Consider the following 21,387-nt stretch of genomic DNA (forward strand, 5'->3'; position numbering starts at 1 on the left):
AAAGCCGTGCCGAAGGTTACAAAACTTTGCTCAAAAATGCCTGAGTGCGCGGATTGGACGGGTGACTGAAGATCTGCTGCGGCTGCCCCTCTTCCTGAATGATCCCCTGATCGATAAACAGTACCCGGTCGGCCACCTCGCGGGCAAAGCCCATCTCATGCGTGACGACCACCATGGTCATGCCCTCATGGGCCAGCGATTTCATCACCGCCAACACTTCGCCCACCAGCTCCGGATCGAGCGCGGAGGTCGGTTCGTCGAACAGCATGATTTTCGGCTCCATCGCCAGCGCGCGGGCGATCGCTACCCGCTGCTGCTGGCCGCCGGACAGGCTGCTGGGATAGGCGTCGATTTTGTCGAGCAGGCCGACCTTGCGCAGCAGCTGTTCCGCTTGCGCGATGGCTTCGGCGCGCGGCAGTTTTTTCACGCTTACCGGCGCCATGATGATGTTTTCCAACACCGTCATGTGCGGGAACAGGTTAAAGCGCTGGAACACCATGCCCACGCTTTCACGCATCTTATTCAGGTCGGTTTTCTGATCGTGGACGGCGAAGCCATTCACCTCTATCTCGCCGCCGGAGAGCGTTTCCAGCGCGTTGATGCAGCGCAGGAAGGTGCTTTTACCGGAGCCGGAGGGGCCGATGACGCACACCACTTCGTTGGCGGCGATCCGGCAGGAAATGCCGCGCAGCACGTGGCTTTCACCGAACTGTTTTTGCAGGTTATGTACGCGAATCACTTTTACCGAACCTCTTTTCCATGTGTTGCACCAGCAGCGAGAGCAGGAAGGTGATGACCCAATAGACCAGCGAAATGGTCAGGTAGGGCTCCCAATAGGTGGCGTAGGCGCCGGAGACGGTGCGGGCGGCATAGGCCAGATCCGCCAGGCCGATGGCGGAGGCCAGCGACGAATCCTTGACGATGGCGATGGCGTTGTTGCCCAGCGGCGGCAGCATGCGCCGGAAGGCTTGCGGCAAGATAACCTGTCGCATGGTCTTGCCGTAGCTCATGCCCAACGAGCGGGATGCTTCCATCTGGCCGCGGTCGATCGATTGGATCCCGGCGCGGAAGATCTCCGACACATAGGCGCCGGCGTTGAGCGTGATCGCCACCACGCAGGAGAGAAAGGCGCCGTAGTCGGCGCGCAGCGCGCGGGCGAAGTCGACGCTCATCAGGCCGCTGGTGACCAGCAGGCCGTCGCGCGGGTTGATGAACAGCGGCACCAGCGCAAAGTGCACCACCATGATCTGCACGAACAGCGGGGTGCCGCGAAAGGCGCTGATGTAGATACGCACCGGCCACTGAACGCCGTAATGCAGGATGGGTTTCCAGATGCCGTGCGGCGCCTGCGCCAAGCGCCCCAGACCGAGGATCAATCCCCAGGTGGTGCCCAGCAGCACGCAGATAATGGTGCATTTGATGGTCATCCAGGCGCCTTCCATAAACAGCGGCGCGTATTCCTGGATGATCTCCCAGCGGAAGTTCAATGGGTATTCCTTCTTGGTATGCTGAAACGGTGGCGCGCCGACGGCCTTGCGGGCGCCGGCGGCAGGGCATTATTCCGCCGGCAGCGTCGGTACGTTGCTGTCGAACCAGGCTTGGTAGATCTTGGCGTAGGTGCCGTCGGCGATGATTTTCTTCAGGCCGGCGTTGATTTTGTTGCGCAGCTCATCGTTGCCTTTGGCGACGGCGATGCCGAAATACTGACGTTCGAACTTGGCGTCGGGCACCAGCTTGAAGGCTTTCTCAGGGTGGGTTTTGATGTAGAACTTGGCCACGCCGACGTCGCCGACCGCCGCGCCGATGCCGTCTTCATACAGCTCTTGCAGCATCAGCGGGGTATTGTCGAAGCGTTTGATGGCGGTGCTGTTTTTGCCCAGTGCGTCGGACACCACGATGTCGCCGGTGCTGGAGTTCACCACGCCGACCTTCAGCGCTTTCAACGCTGCAATGGAGTCTACCTTCGAGTCTTGCGGCACCACGATGGCCTGCTCTGCCGGGAAGTAAGGCGCAGAAAAATCAACCATTTGTTTGCGTTTATCGGTGATGGTGATGCCGGAGATGATGATATCGCGATCGCCGGAATTCAGCGTGGCGAAGATCCCTTCCCACGGCGTATTGATCAGTTTTATTTGAAAACCTTCGGCCTTGGCTACGGCTTTGATTATGTCGATGTCGAAACCTTCCAGCTGCTTTTGGCTGTTTTCAAATTCGAACGGCCGATAGGTGCCGCCGGAGCCAACGACGTAGGTAGGTTCAGCCGCCAACGCGGCGGTGGAGAAGGTGGCGGCCAGGCAGGCGCCGATCAGAACTAAACGTTTTAACATCGCGATCCCCGATAATGAATGGTTATATATTGGAATTATTTATGCACTATGAGTGCATAAAAATAAGCTTCAATAAATGAAAGTGCAACCACTGCATGAGGATTATTCTTTCTATGGTGTTAAATATTCACTTCTTGCTTTGCCTTGGCGTAAGCGACGGGTCAGGATGCGATGGTGCAGTGATTCTTGCTGCATAATGGAGGAAGGGCAGTGTGTGTATCAGCGGAAAACGCGGCGCGCGCGCCGGACTAAAGCGGCTTTTTTTGCCGCTTTCGCAGCGGAATTAGGCGCTGAACACGGGAATCCTTCATCCGTATTCTGAATTTGGCGTTGAAATGCCGCTCTCAGTGTGGAGTCCAACGAGAAGTTGTGGGATGATTGGTCGGTTTTTCAGGGGGCGGAGATGGGAAAACTTACGCTGCTATTGCTGGCATTGCTCGGTTGGTTACAGTATTCACTGTGGCTGGGCAAAAATGGTATTCACGATTACGTGCGGGTCAATGAAGACGTTGCGGTCCAACAGGGCAACAACGCGAAGTTGAAAGCGCGTAACGATCAGCTGTTTGCCGAAATCGATGATTTGAACGGCGGTCAGGAAGCGATCGAAGAGCGAGCGCGTAATGAGCTGGGCATGATCAAGCCCGGTGAGACTTTCTATCGTCTGGTTCCTGACCAATCCAGACGCAACGCGGCGTCTTCCTCGCAAAATAACGCACAAAAATAACGCATGAATCACTCCGCAGGCACCTTTCCCTCGGTGATTGCCGTCCTGCCCGCTGCCGGTATCGGCAGCCGCATGCAGGCGGAATGCCCGAAGCAATATTTAACCATCGGCCGGCACAGCATCGTCGAACACGCTATCCATGCCCTGTTGCGCCACCCGCGCATTGAACGGGTGATCGTGGCAATCGGCCCGGAAGATCGTCAGTTCGAACGGCTGCCCATCGCTCAGGATCCGCGGGTGACCGTCACCGAGGGCGGCAAACAGCGCGCCGATTCGGTGATGGCCGGGCTGAAACTGGCGGGTGATGCGGACTGGGTGCTGGTGCACGACGCTGCGCGCCCCTGCCTGCACGCCGACGATCTCGAGCGCCTGTTGGCGATCACCGCACACAGCAAGGTGGGCGGTATTCTCGCCGCGCCGGTGCGCGACACCATGAAGCGCGCCGAACCTGGCCGCGACACCATCGCCCACACCGTTGAACGGCAGGATCTGTGGCATGCGCTGACGCCGCAGCTGTTTCCGCTGCCGCTGCTCAAGCAGTGCCTGCAGCGCGCGCTGGATGAAGGCGCGAACGTCACCGACGAAGCCTCGGCGCTGGAGCATTGCGGTTATCATCCGCTGCTGATCGCCGGCCGGGCGGATAACATTAAAGTAACGCGGCCGGAGGATTTGGCGCTGGCGGCGTTCTATTTGACTCAGTTGGACAATTAAGGAGCGCACCATGCGTATCGGTCACGGTTTTGACGTACATAAATTCGGCGGCGAAGGCCCGTTGGTGATCGGCGGTGTTCGCATCCCTTACGACAAAGGCTTGTTGGCCCACTCCGACGGCGACGTTGCGCTGCACGCCGCGACCGACGCCTTGCTGGGCGCGGCGGCGCTGGGCGATATCGGCAAGCTGTTCCCCGATACCGATCCGGCCTTCAAGGGCGCGGACAGCCGCGAGCTGCTGCGCGAAGCCTGGAAGCGCATCCGCGCCAAAGGGTACCGCCTCGGCAACCTCGACATCACGATTATTGCCCAGGCGCCGAAAATGGCGCCGCACATCCCGCAGATGCGCGTCTTCCTGGCGGAAGATCTGCAGTGCCATATGGATGACGTCAACGTGAAGGCCACGACCACCGAGCAGCTTGGCTTCACCGGGCGCGGCGAGGGCATCGCCTGCGAAGCGGTCGCCTTGCTGATCAAGGAATAACCGCATGGATATGGCGAATCTGACCTGGCTGCATGGCCAGCCGCAGAGCACCGGGGTGTTGAAAGCCAATCCGGAAGACTTCGTGGTGGTGGAAGACCTGGGCTTTGCGCCGGACGGCGAAGGCGAGCATGTGCTGGTGAACATCCGTAAAAACGGCTGCAATACCCAGTTCGTGGCCGACTATCTGGCGCGCTTCGCCGGTATTCACGCCCGTTCCGTCAGCTATGCGGGCTTGAAGGATCGCCACGCGGTGACCGAACAGTGGTTCTGCCTGCATATGCCGGGCAAAGACACGCCGGATTTCTCACCGTTTGCGCTGGAAGGCTGCGAGGTGCTCTCGTTCGCCCGCCACCTGCGCAAAATGCGCATCGGCAATCTGAAGGGCAACCACTTTACGCTGGTGCTGCGCCAGATTTCCGATCGTCAGGACGTTGAGCGCCGCCTGCAGGCTATCGCCGCGCAGGGCGTGCCAAACTATTTCGGCAGCCAACGCTTCGGCCGCGGCGGCAACAATCTGGTGATGGCACGCCGCTGGGCGAACGACGAAATCCGCGTTAAAGAGCGCAGCAAGCGCAGCTTCTACCTTTCCGCCAGCCGCAGTGCGCTGTTCAATCTGATAGCCGGCCGGCGCCTGGCCGACGGCCTGCAGCGCACCGTGCTGGAAGGGGATGCCCTGCAGTTGAGCGGCCGCGGTAGCTGGTTCGTCGCCAAAGCCGATGAGCTGGAGACGTTGCAACAGCGGCTGGATGCCGGCGAACTGGCGATCACGGCCTCCTTGCCGGGCGACGGAGAGCCAGGCACCGCCGGCCAAGCCTTGGCTTTTGAACAACAATGCTTGGCGGAACAACCGGAATTGCTTACGCTTTTAAAGCGCGAGCGTGTCGAACCCGCTCGCCGGGCCCTGCTGTTGCAGCCGCAAAATTTGCAGTGGAACTGGTGGGATGACGTTACCGTGGAACTGCGCTTCTGGTTGCCGGCAGGCAGCTTTGCTACCAGCGTGGTTCGCGAAATCATGCAGCAGGATAACAGTGATGCGGATATTGCTGAGTAACGATGACGGCGTCAGCGCCCCAGGCATTCAGGTGCTGGCGGCGGCGCTGCGGGAGTTTGCCGAGGTGCAGGTCGTGGCGCCGGATCGTAACCGCAGCGGTTCTTCCAATGCCCTGACGCTGGAGTCGCCGCTGCGCACGCAGACGCTGGCCAACGGCGATATCGCGGTGCTGCAGGGGACGCCGACCGACTGCGTTTATCTTGGCGTCAACGCATTGATGCGCCCTGCGCCGGATATCGTGGTCTCCGGCATTAACGCCGGACCGAATTTAGGCGATGACGTCATCTATTCCGGCACCGTCGCGGCGGCGATGGAGGGCCGGCACCTGGGGCTGCCCGCGCTGGCGGTGTCGCTGAACGGTCACCAACACTACGCGACCGCAGCGGCCATTACCTGCCGCATCTTGCGTGCGCTGCAGCGTGAACCGTTACGCACCGGAAAAATCCTGAATATCAACGTGCCGGATTTGCCGCTGGCGGAGATCAAAGGCCTGCGCGTCACTCGCTGTGGCAGCCGCCATCCCGCCGATAAGGTCTTCTGCCAGCAGGATCCGCGTGGACAAAATCTCTACTGGATCGGGCCGCCTGGTGATAAATTTGATGTCGGGCCGGATACCGACTTTGCGGCGGTGGAACAAGGCTATGTGGCGATCACGCCGCTACAGGTGGATCTGACCGCCTACGCGGCGCAGGAAGTCGTGAAAACATGGTTAACCAAGGCAGAGGTTAGCGGGGAATGGTGAACAAGCGTATGCAAACATTGCTGACGCAGCTGCGTCAGCAAGGGATCCGGGACGAAAAGCTGCTGCGAGCGATCGAAGCGGTGCCGCGCGAGCGTTTTGTCGACGAAGCGCTGGATCATAAAGCCTACGAAAACACTGCATTACCGATCGGTTCCGGCCAGACTATTTCTCAGCCCTATATGGTGGCGCGGATGACCGAGCTGCTGAATCTGAAGCCTACTTCACGGGTGCTGGAGATCGGCACCGGTTCCGGTTATCAAACCGCCATCTTGGCGCATCTGGTGCAACACGTTTGTTCCGTCGAGCGCATCAAGGGGCTGCAGTGGCAGGCCAAGCGCCGCCTAAAGCAGCTCGACCTTCATAATGTTTCCACTCGTCACGGCGACGGCTGGCAGGGCTGGGCGTCGCGCGGCCCGTTCGATGCGATCATCGTCACTGCCGCGCCGCCGGAGATCCCGCAGGCGCTGGTTGAGCAGTTGGACGACGGCGGCATTTTGGTGTTGCCGGTGGGCGAGCAGGCCCAAACCCTCAAACGCATTCAGCGCCATGGCAACGATTTCGTGGTCGACGCGGTAGAGGCGGTGCGCTTTGTGCCGCTGGTGAAAGGCGAATTGGCCTAGCGATTGTCTGATTTTTCGACCGTCTGAAAAATCTGTTGCACTTTCATCACGTGCGGATAAGGTTTTCTCGTTCCAATCAGGCTAATTTTCACTAGAATTGGCCTTTCTACGTAGTTGTCTTATGGTGCGGTGACGCCAATGTGGTTAGCATTGGCGCGCGTTTTGATGCTCCGGCGGGAGATGACCTGGCGTTCAGGGATCGGCCGGCGGCGCCTTTACATCGCAGAAACTGGGAAGTGGCAAAAGCTCGGCTACGATGTAAAGGGTATTTTGGATATATCACTGATATTGCTGTCATGGGGGAAGCATGAGCACGGGAAGCCCAATGATTACGTTACGCCGGGTTGCGGTGTGTACGATGGTAAGTTTGTGGTTGGCGGGTTGTACAAACACGGCCTCGACGTCAGCCCCTATCAGCAGCGTGGGCGGCGGCGGCGCCGTTCCATCCGGCAATAATAATGGCGGAGCGCAGCAGGCCAGCCCAGAGGGCCGCATTGTCTATAACCGCAGTTATAACGCTATCCCTAAAGGGAGCTACAGCGGCGGCGACACCTATACGGTCAAGCGCGGTGATACGCTGTTTTACATCGCCTGGATCACCGGCAATGATTTCCGCGACCTGGCGCAGCGCAACAATATTCCCGAGCCTTACAGCCTGAATGTTGGCCAAACCATTCAACTTGGTAATGGTTCTGCCAATGGCGGCGGCGGTATGCTGGCGACGACTGACGCGACCAAAGGCGGTGTTCCGAAGCCACCTTCCAGCACCCAGATCCAGACGGCAACGGTTGATTCTCAATCAACTAACGCGTATTCTGAAAACTCGGGTAAACAGAATGTAGGTAAGATGTTACCTGCAGCGGGCGCCGCAGCGGTTGGGACCGCGACTGCGCCTGTTACCGCGCCGGAAGCCGCTCCACCAGTGAGCAGCACCGTCAGCAACAGCGCTCCGGTCAGTACCTGGAGATGGCCGACTGACGGCAAGATTATTGATAACTTTTCCTCATCAGAAGGTGGGAATAAGGGCGTCGATATCGCCGGTTCCCGTGGGCAGCCTATCTTCGCTACCGCCGATGGTCGCGTAGTGTATGCAGGCAACGCTTTACGGGGTTACGGTAATCTAATCATCATCAAACATAATGATGATTACCTGAGCGCCTACGCTCATAACGACACAATGCTGGTCCGGGAACAACAAGAAGTGAAGGCGGGTCAAAAAATAGCCACCATGGGTAGCTCCGGTACCAGTTCAGTACGTTTGCATTTTGAAATTCGTTACAAGGGGAAATCCGTAAACCCGCTGCGTTATCTTCCGCAGCGATAGATTGGGCAGAATACGCTGAGATTCTGCTCGCGGTATCACGGGTAGGAGCAGCATATGAGCCAAAATACGCTGAAAGTTAACGAGTTACATGATGATGCGGATTTCGACGAGAATGGAGCTGAGGCTGAGTCGTTTGATGAAAAAGCGCTGGTAGAAGAAGAGGCCAGCGAGAACGATTTAGCGGAAGAAGAGCTGTTGTCTCAAGGCGTTACGCAACGCGTATTGGATGCGACGCAGCTCTATCTGGGTGAGATCGGTTATTCACCTCTGTTGACCGCAGAGGAAGAGGTCTATTTTGCGCGGCGTGCTCTGCGCGGTGACGTGCCGTCCCGCCGTCGCATGATTGAAAGCAACCTGCGGCTGGTGGTGAAAATCGCCCGCCGCTACAGCAACCGCGGTCTGGCGCTGCTGGATCTGATCGAAGAGGGTAACCTCGGTCTGATCCGCGCGGTGGAAAAATTCGACCCGGAACGCGGTTTCCGTTTCTCCACTTACGCAACCTGGTGGATCCGTCAGACGATTGAACGGGCGATCATGAACCAAACCCGCACCATTCGTTTGCCTATCCATATCGTCAAAGAACTGAATGTTTATCTGCGCACCGCGCGCGAGCTTTCCCATAAACTGGATCATGAACCGAGCGCTGAAGAGATTGCCGAGCAACTCGACAAGCCGGTGGATGACGTCAGCCGCATGCTGCGCCTGAATGAGCGCATCACCTCGGTGGATACGCCGTTGGGCGGGGATTCGGAGAAAGCGCTGCTGGACATTCTGGCCGACGAGAAGGACAACGGGCCTGAAGACACTACGCAAGACGACGACATGAAGCAAAGCATCGTCAAATGGCTGTTCGAACTGAACGCCAAACAGCGTGAAGTGTTGGCGCGTCGTTTCGGCCTGCTGGGCTATGAAGCGGCGACGCTGGAAGACGTGGGCCGGGAGATTGGCCTGACGCGTGAACGCGTCCGTCAGATTCAGGTTGAAGGTCTGCGTCGCCTGCGTGAGATTCTGCAGATGCAGGGCCTGAGCATTGAGGCGCTGTTCCGCGAATAACGCCGGTTGTTGAACCGCATCAAATAAAAACGGTGAGCATGATGCTCACCGTTTTTTTATGCCCGCGTTTGACGTCTGACTACACCATATTTTTCAGCCGGTAGATCCATTCCAGCGCCTGGCGCGGCGACAGGGAATCCGGATCCAGCGCCTCCAGGGCTTCTACTGCCGGCGAAGTCTCTTCCTGCAACAGCGTCATCTGGGTGGCATCAACGCTGCCCGACGCGGTGTGGCTGGAGATGGATTCCAGCTCGCGCAGCTTTTGGCGGGCGCGCTTGATGACGTCGCGCGGCACGCCGGCTAGCGCGGCGACCGCCAGGCCATAGCTTTTGCTGGCGGCACCGTCCTGCACGCTGTGCATAAAAGCGATGGTGTCGCCGTGCTCAAGCGCGTCCAGATGCACATTGACCACGCCTTCCATTTTTTCCGGCAGCGTCGTCAGCTCGAAGTAGTGGGTGGCGAACAGCGTCATCGCTTTGATGCGGTTGGCCAGGTTCTCGGCGCAGGCCCAGGCCAGCGACAGGCCGTCGTAGGTGGAGGTGCCACGGCCGATTTCATCCATCAACACCAGGCTGTGCTCGGTGGCGTTGTGAAGAATATTGGCGGTTTCGGTCATCTCCACCATGAAGGTGGAACGGCCGGAAGCCAGATCGTCCGCCGCGCCGACGCGGGTGAAGATGCGATCCACCGGGCCGATGGTGGCTTTGGCCGCCGGAACGTAGCTGCCGATGTGCGCCATCAGCACAATCAGCGCCGTTTGCCGCATATAGGTACTTTTACCGCCCATGTTCGGGCCGGTGATGATCAGCATGCGGCGCTGTGGCGACAGGGAGAGCGGGTTGGAGATAAACGGTTCGCTCAGCACCTGTTCCACCACCGGGTGGCGGCCTTCGGTAATGCGGATCCCCGGCTGGTCGCTCATGACCGGGCAGGCGTAGTTCAGGGTGTCGGCGCGCTCGGCCAGGTTGGCCAGCACGTCCAGCTCGGCCAGCGCGGCGGCGCTTTGCTGCAGTTCCGCCAGGTGCGGCAGCAGCAGATCGAACAGCTCGTCGTACAGGCTTTTCTCGATCGCCAGCGCTTTGCCCTTGGAGGTGAGTACCTTGTCTTCGTACTCTTTCAATTCCGGGATGATGTAGCGCTCGGCGTTTTTCAGCGTCTGGCGACGTACATAGTGGATCGGCACCAGGTGGCTCTGGCCGCGGCTCACCTGAATATAGTAGCCGTGTACGCCGTTGAAGCCGACTTTGAGCGTATCCAGCCCCAGCTTTTCACGCTCGCGGATCTCCAGCCGATCGAGGTAGTCGCTGGCGCCGTCGGCCAGCGCGCGCCACTCGTCCAGCTCGCTGTTGTAACCGGGGGCGATCACGCCGCCGTCGCGCACCAGCACCGGCGGCGATTCAACGATCGCGCGTTCCAGCAGTTCGCGCAGCTCGTCGAACTGGCCTACCTGAGATAGCAGTTGCTGCACATGCGGCGTATCCACATCTTGCAGCACCGCGCGGATGTCCGGCAGTTGCTGGAAAGCATGACGCATGCGGGCCAGATCGCGTGGCCGCGCGGTGCGCAGCGCCAGGCGCGCCAAAATTCGCTCCTGATCGCCCACCTGGCGCAGCGAAGGCTGCAGATCGGCGAACCGTTCCTGCAATGCGCCGATCGCCTGCTGGCGGGCGGTCAGCACCTTGATGTCTCGGGTCGGCATGTGCAGCCAGCGTTTCAGCATGCGGCTGCCCATCGGCGTGACTGTGCGATCGAGGATCGCCGCCAGCGTGTTGTCGCTGCCGCCGGACAGGCTCTGCGTCAGCTCCAGGTTGCGGCGGGTGGCGGCGTCCATGATGATGCCGTCCTGCTGACGCTCCATGGTGATGCCGCGAATGTGCGGCAGCGAAGTGCGCTGGGTATCTTTCACGTACTGCAACAGACAGCCGGCGGCGCGCAGCGCCTGATGCGCCTGCTCGACGCCGAAGCCGGTCAAATCGCGGGTGCCGAACTGCAGGTTGAGTTGTTGGCGTGCGGTCTCCAGTTCGAATTCCCACAGCGGACGGCGGCGCAGGCCGTGGCGCTGCTCGATCAGCGCCATTTGTTCGAAGGTTTCCGGGTAGAGCAGCTCGGCCGGATTGGTGCGCTGCAGCTCGGCGGCCATGGTCTCTAGATCCTGCGGTTCAGCGACGCGGAAGCGGCCGGAGCTCACGTCCAGCGTGGCGTAACCGAAGCCGCGCGCATCCTGCCAGATCGCCGCCAGCAGGTTGTCCTGGCGCTCTTGCAGTAGCGCTTCGTCGGTGATGGTGCCGGGGGTGACGATGCGTACCACTTTGCGCTCGACCGGCCCTTTACTGGTGGCCGGATCGCCGATCTGTTCACAGATGGCGACGGATTCGCCGAGTTGAACCAGCTTGGCCAGGTAGTTCTCCACCGCGTGGTGCGGTACGCCGGCCATCGGGATCGGCTCGCCCGCCGAGGCGCCGCGTTTGGTCAGCGAGATATCCAGCAGTTGGGAAGCGCGCTTGGCGTCGTCGTAAAACAGCTCGTAGAAGTCGCCCATGCGGTAGAACAGCAGGATTTCAGGATGCTGGGCCTTGAGGCGCAGGTACTGCTGCATCATCGGCGTGTGCGAATCGAGTTTATCGGTGCTATTCATGCGATTATTTTTCCAATCCATTGAATGTAAAGGGAACTGTGATTTTCATTGTCGTCATTCGCTATCACATTGTTTCAGCAGGCGTCGCCCCACTCAGCGCTTGGCGGGCGGCGCAAATCAAATCATCAAAACGCCAAACGGCGCGCTCAAACCTGAGGTTTGCACAGACGCTTATACTAGCCCAGCGGGCAATCGGCTGTCACAGGTAAAAATGGGAAGCGCTGCGCAAGGCGGGTTTGTAACGCGGCGAGATTGTTGTTCGCCTGCGGGCAACAACGCAAGTGGCCGCCCGGAGTGGTGGTGAAGCTATTGCTCGGGAGTGAGAGGCAAGGGAATGAAGTCCTGTACATTCCTTGATATAATGTCTTCAGCAAATTTGCGAACAGAGGTTGTCATGAGTAACAGCAAAAAAGTGCAGGTGGGTTATGCTAAGCCGTCCCGTACGGACATTGCGCGTTCCGTGGCGACGTCAACGGCGGTTGAAACAGGTCAACCCTCAGCCAGAGTTGAAGCTTCTTTAGAAGAAGCGCGTAAAAAATTTGCTCATTTACGCCTTGCCTAATACCTTCTTAGTGCTTGACTGACCCAGTGTTTCATCGGTTCGTAGTTCATGTTCATACCTGAGTGAATCGCTGAGATATATTGGGCTCTGTTTTGTTCCCAGCTTTGATAATCCAACGGTTTATGCCCGCCCTGAACCGCCATCACATCGGCCAACAGCCGTGACAAACGGCCATTCCCTTCTCTGAAGGGATGTATGAGTATCAGTTCAACATGGATTATTGCAATCGCTTCTATCAGCTGTTCTTCGCTCATGGCTGAGCAAGGTGTGTAACGAGCCAGGTATTCCACCTCGAAATCGTCCAGTAGTTTGGGCAATCGCGTCGAAGGGGCAAACATAAAGCCCCCTTTGCTGATATTGACAGTTCTTGCTTGTCCAGCCCATGCATAGATATTGCCTAACCAGCGGCGATGCCAGCCCTTGATCATCTCGACTGTGATTTTCCCTAACGGAAAATGCTGTTCGAAAACGGAATGGTAGAGCTGTTCCAGCAATACCAATTCGGCATCGTCGAGTTCATTGCTATCGGCAATACCCAGCTTGTTGGCTAGAACTTGCTCGCCGGATTCTTTCTCATATTGGCCTTCGCTGCTGGAAACATGGTATCGGCTCATGCTTACGCTCGGTAAATGAGGCGGGAGATAAGGCAAGTATAATCAGCGATACGCGGCGGAACAATTTAATTAAAATCAGGTTGTTAAGTCAGGATTAATCATAAGTATGATTAATGACATCGAAGTAAATAGTTTCAATTTTTTGGATGTTAACGATACAACGCGAGTGGCCGCCCGCTGAGGCGGCGTAGAGGTTATTGCGCGGCGGTGAGAGGCAAGGGCAGTTGATAGATGCGGAAGCTGTCGGGCACTTCGGTTTCATGGCCGGGCAGCAGGCGGTGGCGGATGCGCGACTCGCTGACGAAGGCGCAGCCTTGTGGGGTGATAGTCAGGTTGACCGGCGACTCCATGCCTTCGCGCAAGACCTCAATCCGATGCATGCCGGTCGCTTTTGGCAACGCGATCCGCAGGATCCGCCCTTGGCCGCTCTGGATCCCGTTCTCCAGCACGATCAATGCGCCGTCTGGCGCCAATCCCATTCCGTCCGGGTTTTCAATCAGGCGCGGCAGCTGCATTTCCGTCAGCTGCGGCTTTGGATCGTGATAGCTGAGAGTGTAAAGCTTACCGGTGCCGAAATTGGCGACAGCCATCAGCCGATCGTCGAGCAGCACGATCCCGGCGGCGCCCAGCCCGCTCGGAGCCGCCAACCGCGCATCCTGAAACAGCGTACTGAATGCCGCTTCGCCCGGCCGCAAGCGCAGGATGCCGCCGCCTCGGGTTTCTGTCACGTACACCGTACCGTCTGCGCCGAGCACGATATCGTTGCCCATTTCCCCCGTCGGCAGCGCCAGGCTGCGGTTGAGCGTGCCATCGGCGACGTTCAGCGCATAGATGCGGTTGGCGCGCGATTTGCCGCCGGAAAGGAAGTCCGGCGAATTGCCCCATAGCAACCCGCGCCGTTCGTCCAGCCGCAGCGCGTTTGAGGCGAACACCGTGTCAGCGCCAGGGAAAAAGGTTTCCCACGCTTTACCCGGCCGCTTGCGAAGCACGTTGCCGCTGGTGATCAGGCCGACATACAGCGTGCCGTCCGCCGCGCGGGCGATGCCGTTGGGATAAAGCGCGCCGGGCGGCAGCGTCATGCTGCTTTCGGCGCAGTGGGTATTGGCGGCGGCCTGCGCCGGAGTGGTCAGGGGGAGTGCGGCGGCGAGGGTGAACAACGCTGCTCGCGCGGTAAGCGCATATGACATGTCTTCTCTCCTGGAATGACGGAAAAGAAAAGGGGCTACCAGCGATCGGGGCGGGCAGCGTGCGCCATCGGCGCCTCCAGCGCGGCCACGTCTTGCGGCGATAAGCTGAGATTGAGCGCCGCCAGCGCATCCTGCAGATGGTGCGGCTTGGACATGCCCACCAGCGGCGACGCCACGCCGGGTTTGGCCAGCAGCCAGGCCAGCGCGATCTGCGCCGGTGGAACGCCGCGCGCGGCCGCCACCTCCGCTACCGCTGCGACGGTGCGTTCCACTTCGTTTCTGCCGCCGTACCAACGGGGCGCCTGTTCGTCGGTGGCGGCGCGCAGCGTGCCGGCGTTGCCGGAACCGGCCAGCACGCCGCGGGCCAGCGGCGACCAGGGCGTCAGGCTGAGCCCCTCCTCCAGGCAAAGCGGGATCAGCTCCTCTTCATCTTCACGCGTCACCAGGTTGTATTGGCTTTGCAGCGAAATAAACGGCGCCAGGCGGTGCTGACGCTGAAAGGCCAGCATTTTCATCAGGCGCCAGGCGTGCAGCGAGGAGGCGCCGAGATAGCGGATTTTGCCCGCCCGCACCAGGCCGTCGAGGGTGTCGGCGGTTTCTTCGATCGGCGTTTCGGTGTCGAAGCGGTGCAGTACAAACAGATCGAGGTAATCCGTCCCCAACCGCTGCAAAGAGGCGTCGACGCTGTACAGCAGGTGCTTGCGCGACAGCCCTCGGCTGTTCGGCTGCGCGTCCATCGGAAAGTAGGCCTTGGTGGCGATCACCACGTCTTCGCGGCGGGCGAACGCCTTCAGGGCGCGGCCGAGAATGCGCTCGCTTTCTCCGCCGGAGTAAATGTTGGCGGTATCGAAAAAATTGATGCCCGCTTCCAGCGCTTCGCGGATAAAGGGGCGCGCTTCATCTTCCTTCAGCACCCAGGGGCGCCAGGCCGGCTCGCCATAGGTCATGCAGCCCAGGCAGAGACGAGACACTTTCAGGCCGCTGTCGCCAAGCCGAACGTAGTTCATGGCATCGTCTCCTCAGCGCATGCCGGCGATGGTGTAACCGCCGTCCACCAGCAGGCTTTGGCCGGTGATGAAGCGGGCCTCGTCCGTCGCCAACCACAGCGCCACATCGCCGATGTCTTCCGATTCACCCAGGCGGCCGGCGGGCGTATGGGCGATAAAGGGCGCGAACGCCGCGCTGTCGGCCACGCTGCCGCGTGCCATCGGCGTGTCGATGATGCCGGGGTTGATGTTGTTGACGCGGATGCCCTGGCCGCTGTATTCGAGCGCCACCGCGCGGATCATCGCATCGAGCGCCCCTTTGCTGGCGGAGTAGCTGGATGAGCCGGCCAGCGCGCCGTGGGTCAGCCAGGAGGAGGTGTTGATGATCACGCCGCCCGAGTGCTGAGCCAGGAAAGTTTCAATCTCGTATTTCATCGCCAGCCAGACGCCTCTGAGGTTAATGGCAATCACCCGGTCAAAATCCTCGCTGCTCTGTTCGGTGATGGGGGCGAAGTTGCCGATGATGCCGGCGTTGTTGAAAGCGACGTCGAGCCGGCCGTAGTGGGCGGTCACCGCGGCGAGTAGCCGGCGGATATCGTCTTCTTGGGAGACGTCGGTCACGATGGGCAGGGCATCGCCGCCAGCCAGCGCGATATCGCGCGCCGTGGCTTCGATCTCCGCCGCGCGCCGGCCGGCCAGCGCCACGTTGGCGCCTTCGCGGGCATAGGCCAGCGCGGCGGCGCGGCCGATGCCGGTGCCGCCGCCGCTCACCAGTACGACTTTGCCCGCCAGACGGCGCGGCGTTTCATGGGTTGGAGCTGTAGCATTAATCATCGCATCGATACCTGGTAATGGGTTCGATCGCAATGCTATGTTGTTAGATGACGGATAACTATCCGCTAAAAATTCATCTCACTATTAGATAATTTATATCAATAGCATGAAGAAACCCGAACTGTCCGGCCTGGCGGCCTTCGTGGCTATCGCCAGTGAACGCAGCTTCCGCCGCGCCGCCGCCCGATTGGGCGTGACGCCGCCGACGCTGACCCACACCCTGCGCGAACTTGAAGCGCAGGTGGGCATTCGCCTGCTGAACCGCACCACCCGCAACGTCTCGCCGACGGAGGCCGGAGAGCATCTGCTGGCGCAGCTGGTGCCGGCTTTTACCGACATCGACGCCGCGCTGGAGAGCCTGAATGCGTTTCGCGAAGGGCCACGTGGCCTGGTGCGTATCAACGCGCCGCGTTCGGCGATCGATCTCGCCATCGTGCCGCATCTGGGACGGCTGGCCAGCGAATATCCCGGCATTACGCTGGAAGTGGTGGCGGACGAGGGGTTCGCCAACATCGTCGAGCAGGGCTTTGACGCCGGCATCCGGCTCGGCGAGGATCTGCACAACGATATGCGCGCGGTGCGCCTGACGCCGGATCTGCGTTTTGCCATCGTCGCCACGCCGGATTACTTTCAACGGCACGGTGAACCGACGCACCCGCAGGATTTACTGCAGCATCGCTGCATCGGTTGGCGCAAAGCTTCTTCAGGCGAGCGCTACAAATGGGCCTTTCAGCAGGGGGAGCAGCGATTTTCCGTGGCGGTTAACAGCCCGTTGATACTCGATGACGGCAGGATGATGGTGCAGGCGGCGCTGGCGAACGTCGGCATCGCTTTCGCCATCGAGCAGGAGGTGGAAGAATATCTGGCGAGCGGGCGGCTGCGGCGGGTGCTGGCCGATTGGTGCGCGCCGTTTCCCGGTTTTTACCTCTATTACCCCAACCGCAGAAACCATTCCGTGGCGTTGGCCACGGTGATTGAGTTGCTGCGTCTGCCCACGTAATCCTCTTCACCTGCCATCGCGTTCGGATGGCCGCAGGCGAATCAAGCTTGAACTATTTTTATTCCCTCGCCGTTTGTTCAGACGCAAATAAACCCTTAAATTCCCAGCGAGTTCATAACTTGCTGTTTATAATTGTTATTTGATTATTTATTACGAATATTCTGAGTTTTTATCGGTTGTTTGAGAGCCCGGTCACACTATTTTTTTGTGCGAAATGTGAAGAGGGTCAATCCATCAGGTCAATGAGAGACGGTTCTGTCTCCTTCTGGCTTACCGATCCTTTTTTCATGCTCCGTATACTGTCTGTAACCAGGGCAACGTGACGGAAATTTTCATAAGGAATGTGCGTGAAGCAATCGTGATTGCATCTGGCATACAAATAACACCGGGTTTTTTTGATTATCTGAGGTGCTTGGTATGGAAAAGAAAAAAATCTATCTGTTTTGTTCTGCCGGAATGTCCACTTCCCTGTTGGTATCAAAAATGAAGGCGCAGGCCGAAAAATATGAAGTGCCGGTGATCATCGCCGCCTATCCGGAAGCGCTGGCCGCGGAGAAGGGGGTTGAAGCGGATCTGATCCTGCTGGGGCCGCAGATCGCCTACACCCTGCCGGAAGTGCAGAAACAGTTGCCCAATAAACCTGTTGAAGTCATCGATCCGCTGCTGTACGGCAAGGTCGATGGGCTGGGCGTGCTGAAGGCCGCGGTGGCCGCCATCAAGAAAGCCAATCAATAACAGGAGGCCGCCGTGAATACCCTCATTGCCTCGCTCGAGAAGGTTATCCTGCCTTTCGCCGTAAAAATCGGTAAGCAGCCCCACGTCAACGCCATCAAAAACGGCTTTATCCGCCTGATGCCGCTGACCTTGACCGGGGCGATGTTCGTGTTGATCAACAACGTGTTCCTGAGCTTTGGCGAGGGATCGTTCTTCTATTCGCTGGGCGTGCGATTGGACGCATCCACCATCGAGACGCTCAATAGCCTGAAGAGTATTGGCGGCAGCGTTTACAACGGTACGTTGGGGATCATGTCCCTGATGACGCCGTTCTTTATCAGCATGGCGCTGGCCGAAGAGCGCAAGGTCGATCCCCTGGCCTCGGCGCTGCTGGCGGTGGCGGCCTTCATGACCGTCACGCCGTTCAACGTCGGCGAGGCCTATGCGGTGGGCGCCAATTGGCTGGGCGGCGCCAACATCATTTCCGGTATGGTGATCGGGCTGGCGGTGGCTGAGATGTTTGCCTTCATCGTGCGGCGCAACTGGGTGATCAGCCTGCCGGACAGCGTGCCGGCTTCGGTGTCGCGCTCCTTCTCGGCGCTGATCCCCGGCTTCATCATCCTCTCCATCATGGGGCTGGTGGCGTTCGCGCTGGCGCACTGGGGCACCAACTTCCACCAGATCATCATGGACGGCATTTCGGCACCGCTGGCCAAGATGGGCAGCGTGGTGGGCTGGGTATACGTGCTTTTCTCTTCGCTGCTGTGGTTCTTTGGGGTACACGGTTCCATGGCGCTGGCGGCGCTGGACAGCGGCATCATGACGCCGTTCGCGCTGGAAAACGTGGAGCTGTACAATAAATACGGTTCGGTCGAGGCGGCGGTGGCCGCCGGCAAAGAGTTCCACATGTGGGCGAAACCGTTCGTCGACTCTTATATTTACCTCGGTGGCACCGGTTCGACGCTGGGCCTGATCATCGCCATCTTCATCGCCTCGCGCCGCGAAGATTACCGCCAGGTCGCCAAACTGGCGACGCCATCCGGCATTTTCCAGATTAACGAACCTATCCTGTTCGGTTTGCCGGTGATCATGAACCCGGTGATGTTTATTCCGTTCATCCTGGTGCAGCCGGTGCTGACCCTCATCACCTCGCTGGCTTACTACTCCGGGCTGATCCCGCCGATCACCAACATCGCGCCCTGGACCATGCCGGTCGGCCTGGGAGCGTTCTTCAACACCAACGGCAGCATCATGGCCCTGTTGCTGAGCTTGTTCAACCTGGCGGTCGCCACCGTGATTTATCTGCCGTTCGTGGCGATTTCCAACAAGGCGCAAAGCCAGATCGACGCGGCGACGGAAAGCGAAGAAGACATCGCCAAGGCGCTGAAATTCTAACTGTGGAACGGGGCGGCGCGGTCGCCCCGCGAGGGACGCGAATATGGAATATCAATTTGCCGACGGGTTCTGGTGGGGCAGCGCCACCTCCGCGCCGCAGTCTGAAGGAGCGGCCGCGCGCGATGGCAAGAGCCGCAACATCTTCGACTATTGGTACGAGATCGCGCCCGAGCGCTTTCACGATCGGGTGGGGCCGGCCGAGGCCTCGACCTTTTATGACCATTTCCGCACCGATATCGGGCTGCTCAAAACGCTGGGCCATAATACTTTCAGAACCTCGATCTCGTGGTCGCGGCTGATCCCGGACGGCGACGGTGAAGTGAACCCGCAGGCGGTGGCGTTCTATAACGCGATGATCGACGAGCTGCTGGCGCAGGGCATCACCCCGTTTATCAATCTCTATCACTTCGATATGCCGCTGTGCATGCAACAGCGCGGCGGCTGGGAAAGCCGGGCGGTGGTCGAAGCCTATGCGCGTTACGCCGATACCTGTTTCGGCCTGTTTGGCGATCGGGTCACCCACTGGTTCACCTTCAACGAGCCGATCGTGCCGGTGGAAGCCGGTTACCTGAATGACCTGCACTACCCTTGCGTGGTGGACTTCAAACGGGCGGTCACCGTGGCGTATCACAGCGTACTGGCGCACGCCATGGCGGTGCAGCGTTTCAGAGCGCGGGGGCTGCCGGGGAGCATCGGCATCATTCTGAATCTGAGCCCGACCTATCCGCGCTCCGACGCGCCGGAGGATCGGCAGGCCGCACACGACGCCGATCTGCTGCTCAACCGCAGTTTCCTCGATCCGGTCGCCAAAGGGCGTTACCCGGCCGCATTGCTGCACCTGTTGGAGCGACATGGGCTGATGCCCTACTGCGAACCGCAGGACGCGCAGCTGATCGAAGGCGGCGTGGTGGATATCCTCGGCGTCAACTACTACCAGCCGCGCAGGGTACAGGCGAAAGCGGGGCGCCGCGCCGGGGAGCCGATCGCGCTGCCGGAGGACTTGTTCAGTTACTATGCAATGCCGGGCCGCAAAATCAATCCGCATCGCGGCTGGGAGATCTATGAGAAGGGGCTGTACGACATTCTGATGGATCTGAAAGAGAACTACGGCAATCTGCCTTGTTATATTTCCGAAAACGGCATGGGCGTTGAGGGCGAAGAGGCGTTTATCGGCGCCGATGGGCGGGTGGAGGACGATTACCGCATCGAGTTTATTCGCGATCACCTGAAGTGGCTGCACCGCGCGCTGACGGAAGGCTCGCAGTGCAAAGGCTATCATCTGTGGACCTTTATCGACTGCTGGTCCTGGCTGAACGCCTACAAGAATCGTTATGGGCTGGTGCGGCTGGATCGGGCGGAGCAGCGGCGCACCATCAAAAAAAGCGGCTACTGGTTTGCCGAGGCGGCCAGACGCAACGGATTTGACTAACGGGAGGCCGGCGCCGTGTCCGATAACCGAATTTCGCTGAGTGCGAACGACGTGAAGCTGATTCGCGAGCAGGATTTCTTTAACAGCAAAGACTTTCACCTGTTTATCTATAACAAGGTGGAAAGCGCCACCGGGCTGCATCAGCACGACTATTACGAATTCACCATCGTGCTGAGCGGCAAATGCTATCAGGAGATCAACGGCAAGCGGGTGCTGCTGGAACGCGGGGATTTCGTCTTTATCCCCATCGGCTCTTACCACCAGAGCTTTTACGAGTTCGGCGCGACGAAAATCTTCAACGTGGCGGTCAGCAAAGCGTTCTTTGAAGAGCATTACTTGCAACAGCTGCCGCGTTGTTTTGTCGCCTCGCAGGCCTACAGCCTGAGAAGCGAGTTTTTGGCCTATATCGAATCGGTGGTGAGTTCCCCGCAGTTTCGTGAGGACGACTTCGCCGAATTCCTCGAAACATTGACCTTCTACGTGATCAGCCGCATCCGACATTACAAAGAAGAAAACGACGGCGGCGATGATATCCCGCAGTGGCTGAAGAACACTCTGGCCGGCATGCATGACAAGGCGATGTTCGGCGAAAAGGCGTTGGCGAACATGGTGGCGCTGTCGGGGAAAACCCAGGAGTACCTGACCCGGGCGATGCGGCGTTACTACCATAAAACGCCGATGCAGGTGATCAATGAGATCCGCATCAACTTCGCCAAGACGCAGCTGGAGGTCACCAACTATTCGGTTTCCGATATCGCCTTTGATTCCGGCTATGGCGACGTCAGCCTGTTCATTAAAAACTTCAAGCGGCTCACCGACGTGACCCCAGGCAACTACCGAAAAAAGTGTTACGGCCCTCTTTAGGGCCGCTCCCGATCAGTATCAACGCCGATATGCCGATGAGCTTCAGGGCGCCGGCCGGTTAATCATTTGATTTTTATCTTAGCGAAAGGGAATGCCGCACCGGTCGGTCGGCCCTCCCTTGCCAAAAATTC

Annotated in this window: 22 protein-coding genes; 14 read left to right on the plus strand and 8 right to left on the minus strand. The window is 59.2% G+C overall.

Translation table 11 applies throughout. From position 1 onward, the window contains the following. Positions 1–16 precede the first annotated feature (16 nt). From ACJ8IP_RS16290 to ACJ8IP_RS16300, 3 genes are all read right to left on the minus strand, one after another. The gene (locus tag ACJ8IP_RS16290; RefSeq protein ID WP_164106926.1) at positions 17–739 is read right to left on the minus strand and encodes an amino acid ABC transporter ATP-binding protein; all 723 of its coding nucleotides are present in this window, start codon (positions 737–739) and stop codon (positions 17–19) included. Next, a complete protein-coding gene (locus ACJ8IP_RS16295; protein WP_042706788.1) occupies positions 723–1,442 on the minus strand; it encodes an amino acid ABC transporter permease in 720 nt (239 codons plus the stop codon). Before ACJ8IP_RS16295 ends, ACJ8IP_RS16290 begins: the two co-directional genes overlap by 17 nt. Positions 1,443–1,556: 114 nt before the next feature. Further along, positions 1,557–2,327, minus strand: a complete 771-nt coding sequence (locus tag ACJ8IP_RS16300; RefSeq protein ID WP_033651644.1) for a basic amino acid ABC transporter substrate-binding protein — start codon at positions 2,325–2,327, stop codon at positions 1,557–1,559. 403 nt (positions 2,328–2,730) lie between these two features. Here ACJ8IP_RS16300 and ftsB point away from each other — a divergent pair, with 403 nt between their 5' ends. The 8 genes from ftsB (at position 2,731) to rpoS (ending at position 9,036) form a co-directional block, all read left to right on the plus strand. Further along, the gene (gene ftsB / locus ACJ8IP_RS16305) at positions 2,731–3,051 is read left to right on the plus strand and encodes a cell division protein FtsB (RefSeq protein ID WP_016929043.1); all 321 of its coding nucleotides are present in this window, start codon (positions 2,731–2,733) and stop codon (positions 3,049–3,051) included. A 3-nt stretch (positions 3,052–3,054) separates the two neighbouring features. Next, positions 3,055–3,762: a 2-C-methyl-D-erythritol 4-phosphate cytidylyltransferase gene (gene ispD, locus ACJ8IP_RS16310; protein WP_004932598.1), complete on the plus strand. Its 708-nt coding sequence runs from the start codon at positions 3,055–3,057 to the stop codon at positions 3,760–3,762. A gap of 10 nt (positions 3,763–3,772) precedes the next feature. Beyond that, a complete protein-coding gene (gene ispF / locus ACJ8IP_RS16315; RefSeq protein WP_004932594.1) occupies positions 3,773–4,246 on the plus strand; it encodes a 2-C-methyl-D-erythritol 2,4-cyclodiphosphate synthase in 474 nt (157 codons plus the stop codon). Positions 4,247–4,250: 4 nt separating this feature from the next. Next, positions 4,251–5,297, plus strand: a complete 1,047-nt coding sequence (gene truD / locus ACJ8IP_RS16320; protein ID WP_197782037.1) for a tRNA pseudouridine(13) synthase TruD — start codon at positions 4,251–4,253, stop codon at positions 5,295–5,297. Continuing rightward, complete coding sequence (gene surE / locus ACJ8IP_RS16325) at positions 5,278–6,039, plus strand: 5'/3'-nucleotidase SurE (protein WP_033641889.1); 762 nt, start codon at positions 5,278–5,280, stop codon at positions 6,037–6,039. The genes truD and surE overlap by 20 nt, the downstream gene beginning before the upstream one ends. Next, positions 6,033–6,659: a protein-L-isoaspartate(D-aspartate) O-methyltransferase gene (locus ACJ8IP_RS16330; protein ID WP_004932585.1), complete on the plus strand. Its 627-nt coding sequence runs from the start codon at positions 6,033–6,035 to the stop codon at positions 6,657–6,659. Before surE ends, ACJ8IP_RS16330 begins: the two co-directional genes overlap by 7 nt. A 325-nt stretch (positions 6,660–6,984) precedes the next feature. Then, positions 6,985–7,983: a murein hydrolase activator NlpD gene (gene nlpD / locus ACJ8IP_RS16335; protein ID WP_033641891.1), complete on the plus strand. Its 999-nt coding sequence runs from the start codon at positions 6,985–6,987 to the stop codon at positions 7,981–7,983. Positions 7,984–8,037: 54 nt separating this feature from the next. Then, positions 8,038–9,036 carry an RNA polymerase sigma factor RpoS gene (gene rpoS, locus ACJ8IP_RS16340; RefSeq protein WP_019455119.1) on the plus strand — a complete coding sequence of 333 codons (999 nt, stop codon included), beginning with the start codon at positions 8,038–8,040 and terminating at the stop codon, positions 9,034–9,036. A gap of 79 nt (positions 9,037–9,115) precedes the next feature. On the opposite strand, the gene mutS is transcribed toward rpoS, so the two are convergent. Continuing rightward, positions 9,116–11,671: a DNA mismatch repair protein MutS gene (gene mutS, locus ACJ8IP_RS16345; RefSeq protein ID WP_089192564.1), complete on the minus strand. Its 2,556-nt coding sequence runs from the start codon at positions 11,669–11,671 to the stop codon at positions 9,116–9,118. Between the two features lie 394 nt (positions 11,672–12,065). On the opposite strand from mutS, the gene ACJ8IP_RS16350 reads away from it, so the two are divergent. Beyond that, positions 12,066–12,233 (plus strand): hypothetical protein, encoded by a 168-nt coding sequence (locus ACJ8IP_RS16350; RefSeq protein WP_162882342.1) that lies wholly within the window; start codon positions 12,066–12,068, stop codon positions 12,231–12,233. Here the strand turns inward: ACJ8IP_RS16350 and ACJ8IP_RS16355 are convergent. The 4 genes from ACJ8IP_RS16355 to ACJ8IP_RS16370 all read right to left on the minus strand — a co-directional run bounded on the left by ACJ8IP_RS16355 (position 12,230) and on the right by ACJ8IP_RS16370 (position 15,854). Continuing rightward, on the minus strand, positions 12,230–12,847 hold the full coding sequence (locus ACJ8IP_RS16355; protein ID WP_089191196.1) for a Fic/DOC family protein: 618 nt from the start codon (positions 12,845–12,847) through the stop codon (positions 12,230–12,232). The genes ACJ8IP_RS16350 and ACJ8IP_RS16355 overlap by 4 nt on opposite strands. A 194-nt stretch (positions 12,848–13,041) precedes the next feature. After that, positions 13,042–14,034 (minus strand): Vgb family protein, encoded by a 993-nt coding sequence (locus ACJ8IP_RS16360; RefSeq protein WP_230079616.1) that lies wholly within the window; start codon positions 14,032–14,034, stop codon positions 13,042–13,044. A 35-nt stretch (positions 14,035–14,069) separates the two neighbouring features. After that, the gene (locus ACJ8IP_RS16365) at positions 14,070–15,041 is read right to left on the minus strand and encodes an aldo/keto reductase (RefSeq protein WP_442524453.1); all 972 of its coding nucleotides are present in this window, start codon (positions 15,039–15,041) and stop codon (positions 14,070–14,072) included. 12 nt (positions 15,042–15,053) lie between these two features. After that, entirely contained in the window at positions 15,054–15,854 is an 801-nt protein-coding gene (locus ACJ8IP_RS16370) for an SDR family NAD(P)-dependent oxidoreductase (protein WP_239508481.1), read from the minus strand. A gap of 106 nt (positions 15,855–15,960) precedes the next feature. On the opposite strand from ACJ8IP_RS16370, the gene ACJ8IP_RS16375 reads away from it, so the two are divergent. The 5 genes from ACJ8IP_RS16375 to chbR all read left to right on the plus strand — a co-directional run bounded on the left by ACJ8IP_RS16375 (position 15,961) and on the right by chbR (position 21,256). Then, positions 15,961–16,854, plus strand: coding sequence for a LysR family transcriptional regulator (locus tag ACJ8IP_RS16375; RefSeq protein WP_042783708.1), 894 nt, complete (start codon positions 15,961–15,963; stop codon positions 16,852–16,854). 417 nt (positions 16,855–17,271) lie between these two features. After that, on the plus strand, positions 17,272–17,589 hold the full coding sequence (locus ACJ8IP_RS16380; protein ID WP_004932561.1) for a PTS sugar transporter subunit IIB: 318 nt from the start codon (positions 17,272–17,274) through the stop codon (positions 17,587–17,589). A gap of 12 nt (positions 17,590–17,601) precedes the next feature. Next, complete coding sequence (gene chbC / locus ACJ8IP_RS16385; RefSeq protein ID WP_033641899.1) at positions 17,602–18,963, plus strand: PTS N,N'-diacetylchitobiose transporter subunit IIC; 1,362 nt, start codon at positions 17,602–17,604, stop codon at positions 18,961–18,963. Positions 18,964–19,006: 43 nt separating this feature from the next. Further along, positions 19,007–20,392, plus strand: a complete 1,386-nt coding sequence (locus ACJ8IP_RS16390) for a glycoside hydrolase family 1 protein (RefSeq protein WP_442524454.1) — start codon at positions 19,007–19,009, stop codon at positions 20,390–20,392. Positions 20,393–20,407: 15 nt separating this feature from the next. Next, positions 20,408–21,256 carry a transcriptional regulator ChbR gene (chbR, locus tag ACJ8IP_RS16395; protein WP_442524455.1) on the plus strand — a complete coding sequence of 283 codons (849 nt, stop codon included), beginning with the start codon at positions 20,408–20,410 and terminating at the stop codon, positions 21,254–21,256. Positions 21,257–21,387: the final 131 nt, after the last annotated feature.

This window comes from Serratia sp. CY52157, assembly GCF_052168495.1.
In the GTDB taxonomy this organism is placed as follows: domain Bacteria; phylum Pseudomonadota; class Gammaproteobacteria; order Enterobacterales; family Enterobacteriaceae; genus Serratia; species Serratia ureilytica.

What these genes read in the sequence shown, in the direction of transcription:
- ACJ8IP_RS16295 (WP_042706788.1), bottom strand. Translation starts at nt 1,442, where the DNA reads ATGGAAGGCGCCTGGATGACCATCAAATGCACCATTATCTGCGTGCTG.
- ACJ8IP_RS16300 (WP_033651644.1), bottom strand. Translation starts at nt 2,327, where the DNA reads ATGTTAAAACGTTTAGTTCTGATCGGCGCCTGCCTGGCCGCCACCTTC.
- ftsB (WP_016929043.1), top strand. Translation starts at nt 2,731, where the DNA reads ATGGGAAAACTTACGCTGCTATTGCTGGCATTGCTCGGTTGGTTACAG.
- ispD (WP_004932598.1), top strand. Translation starts at nt 3,055, where the DNA reads ATGAATCACTCCGCAGGCACCTTTCCCTCGGTGATTGCCGTCCTGCCC.
- ispF (WP_004932594.1), top strand. Translation starts at nt 3,773, where the DNA reads ATGCGTATCGGTCACGGTTTTGACGTACATAAATTCGGCGGCGAAGGC.
- truD (WP_197782037.1), top strand. Translation starts at nt 4,251, where the DNA reads ATGGATATGGCGAATCTGACCTGGCTGCATGGCCAGCCGCAGAGCACC.
- surE (WP_033641889.1), top strand. Translation starts at nt 5,278, where the DNA reads ATGCGGATATTGCTGAGTAACGATGACGGCGTCAGCGCCCCAGGCATT.
- ACJ8IP_RS16330 (WP_004932585.1), top strand. Translation starts at nt 6,033, where the DNA reads ATGGTGAACAAGCGTATGCAAACATTGCTGACGCAGCTGCGTCAGCAA.
- nlpD (WP_033641891.1), top strand. Translation starts at nt 6,985, where the DNA reads ATGATTACGTTACGCCGGGTTGCGGTGTGTACGATGGTAAGTTTGTGG.
- rpoS (WP_019455119.1), top strand. Translation starts at nt 8,038, where the DNA reads ATGAGCCAAAATACGCTGAAAGTTAACGAGTTACATGATGATGCGGAT.
- mutS (WP_089192564.1), bottom strand. Translation starts at nt 11,671, where the DNA reads ATGAATAGCACCGATAAACTCGATTCGCACACGCCGATGATGCAGCAG.
- ACJ8IP_RS16350 (WP_162882342.1), top strand. Translation starts at nt 12,066, where the DNA reads ATGAGTAACAGCAAAAAAGTGCAGGTGGGTTATGCTAAGCCGTCCCGT.
- ACJ8IP_RS16355 (WP_089191196.1), bottom strand. Translation starts at nt 12,847, where the DNA reads ATGAGCCGATACCATGTTTCCAGCAGCGAAGGCCAATATGAGAAAGAA.
- ACJ8IP_RS16360 (WP_230079616.1), bottom strand. Translation starts at nt 14,034, where the DNA reads ATGTCATATGCGCTTACCGCGCGAGCAGCGTTGTTCACCCTCGCCGCC.
- ACJ8IP_RS16365 (WP_442524453.1), bottom strand. Translation starts at nt 15,041, where the DNA reads ATGAACTACGTTCGGCTTGGCGACAGCGGCCTGAAAGTGTCTCGTCTC.
- ACJ8IP_RS16370 (WP_239508481.1), bottom strand. Translation starts at nt 15,854, where the DNA reads ATGATTAATGCTACAGCTCCAACCCATGAAACGCCGCGCCGTCTGGCG.
- ACJ8IP_RS16375 (WP_042783708.1), top strand. Translation starts at nt 15,961, where the DNA reads ATGAAGAAACCCGAACTGTCCGGCCTGGCGGCCTTCGTGGCTATCGCC.
- ACJ8IP_RS16380 (WP_004932561.1), top strand. Translation starts at nt 17,272, where the DNA reads ATGGAAAAGAAAAAAATCTATCTGTTTTGTTCTGCCGGAATGTCCACT.
- ACJ8IP_RS16390 (WP_442524454.1), top strand. Translation starts at nt 19,007, where the DNA reads ATGGAATATCAATTTGCCGACGGGTTCTGGTGGGGCAGCGCCACCTCC.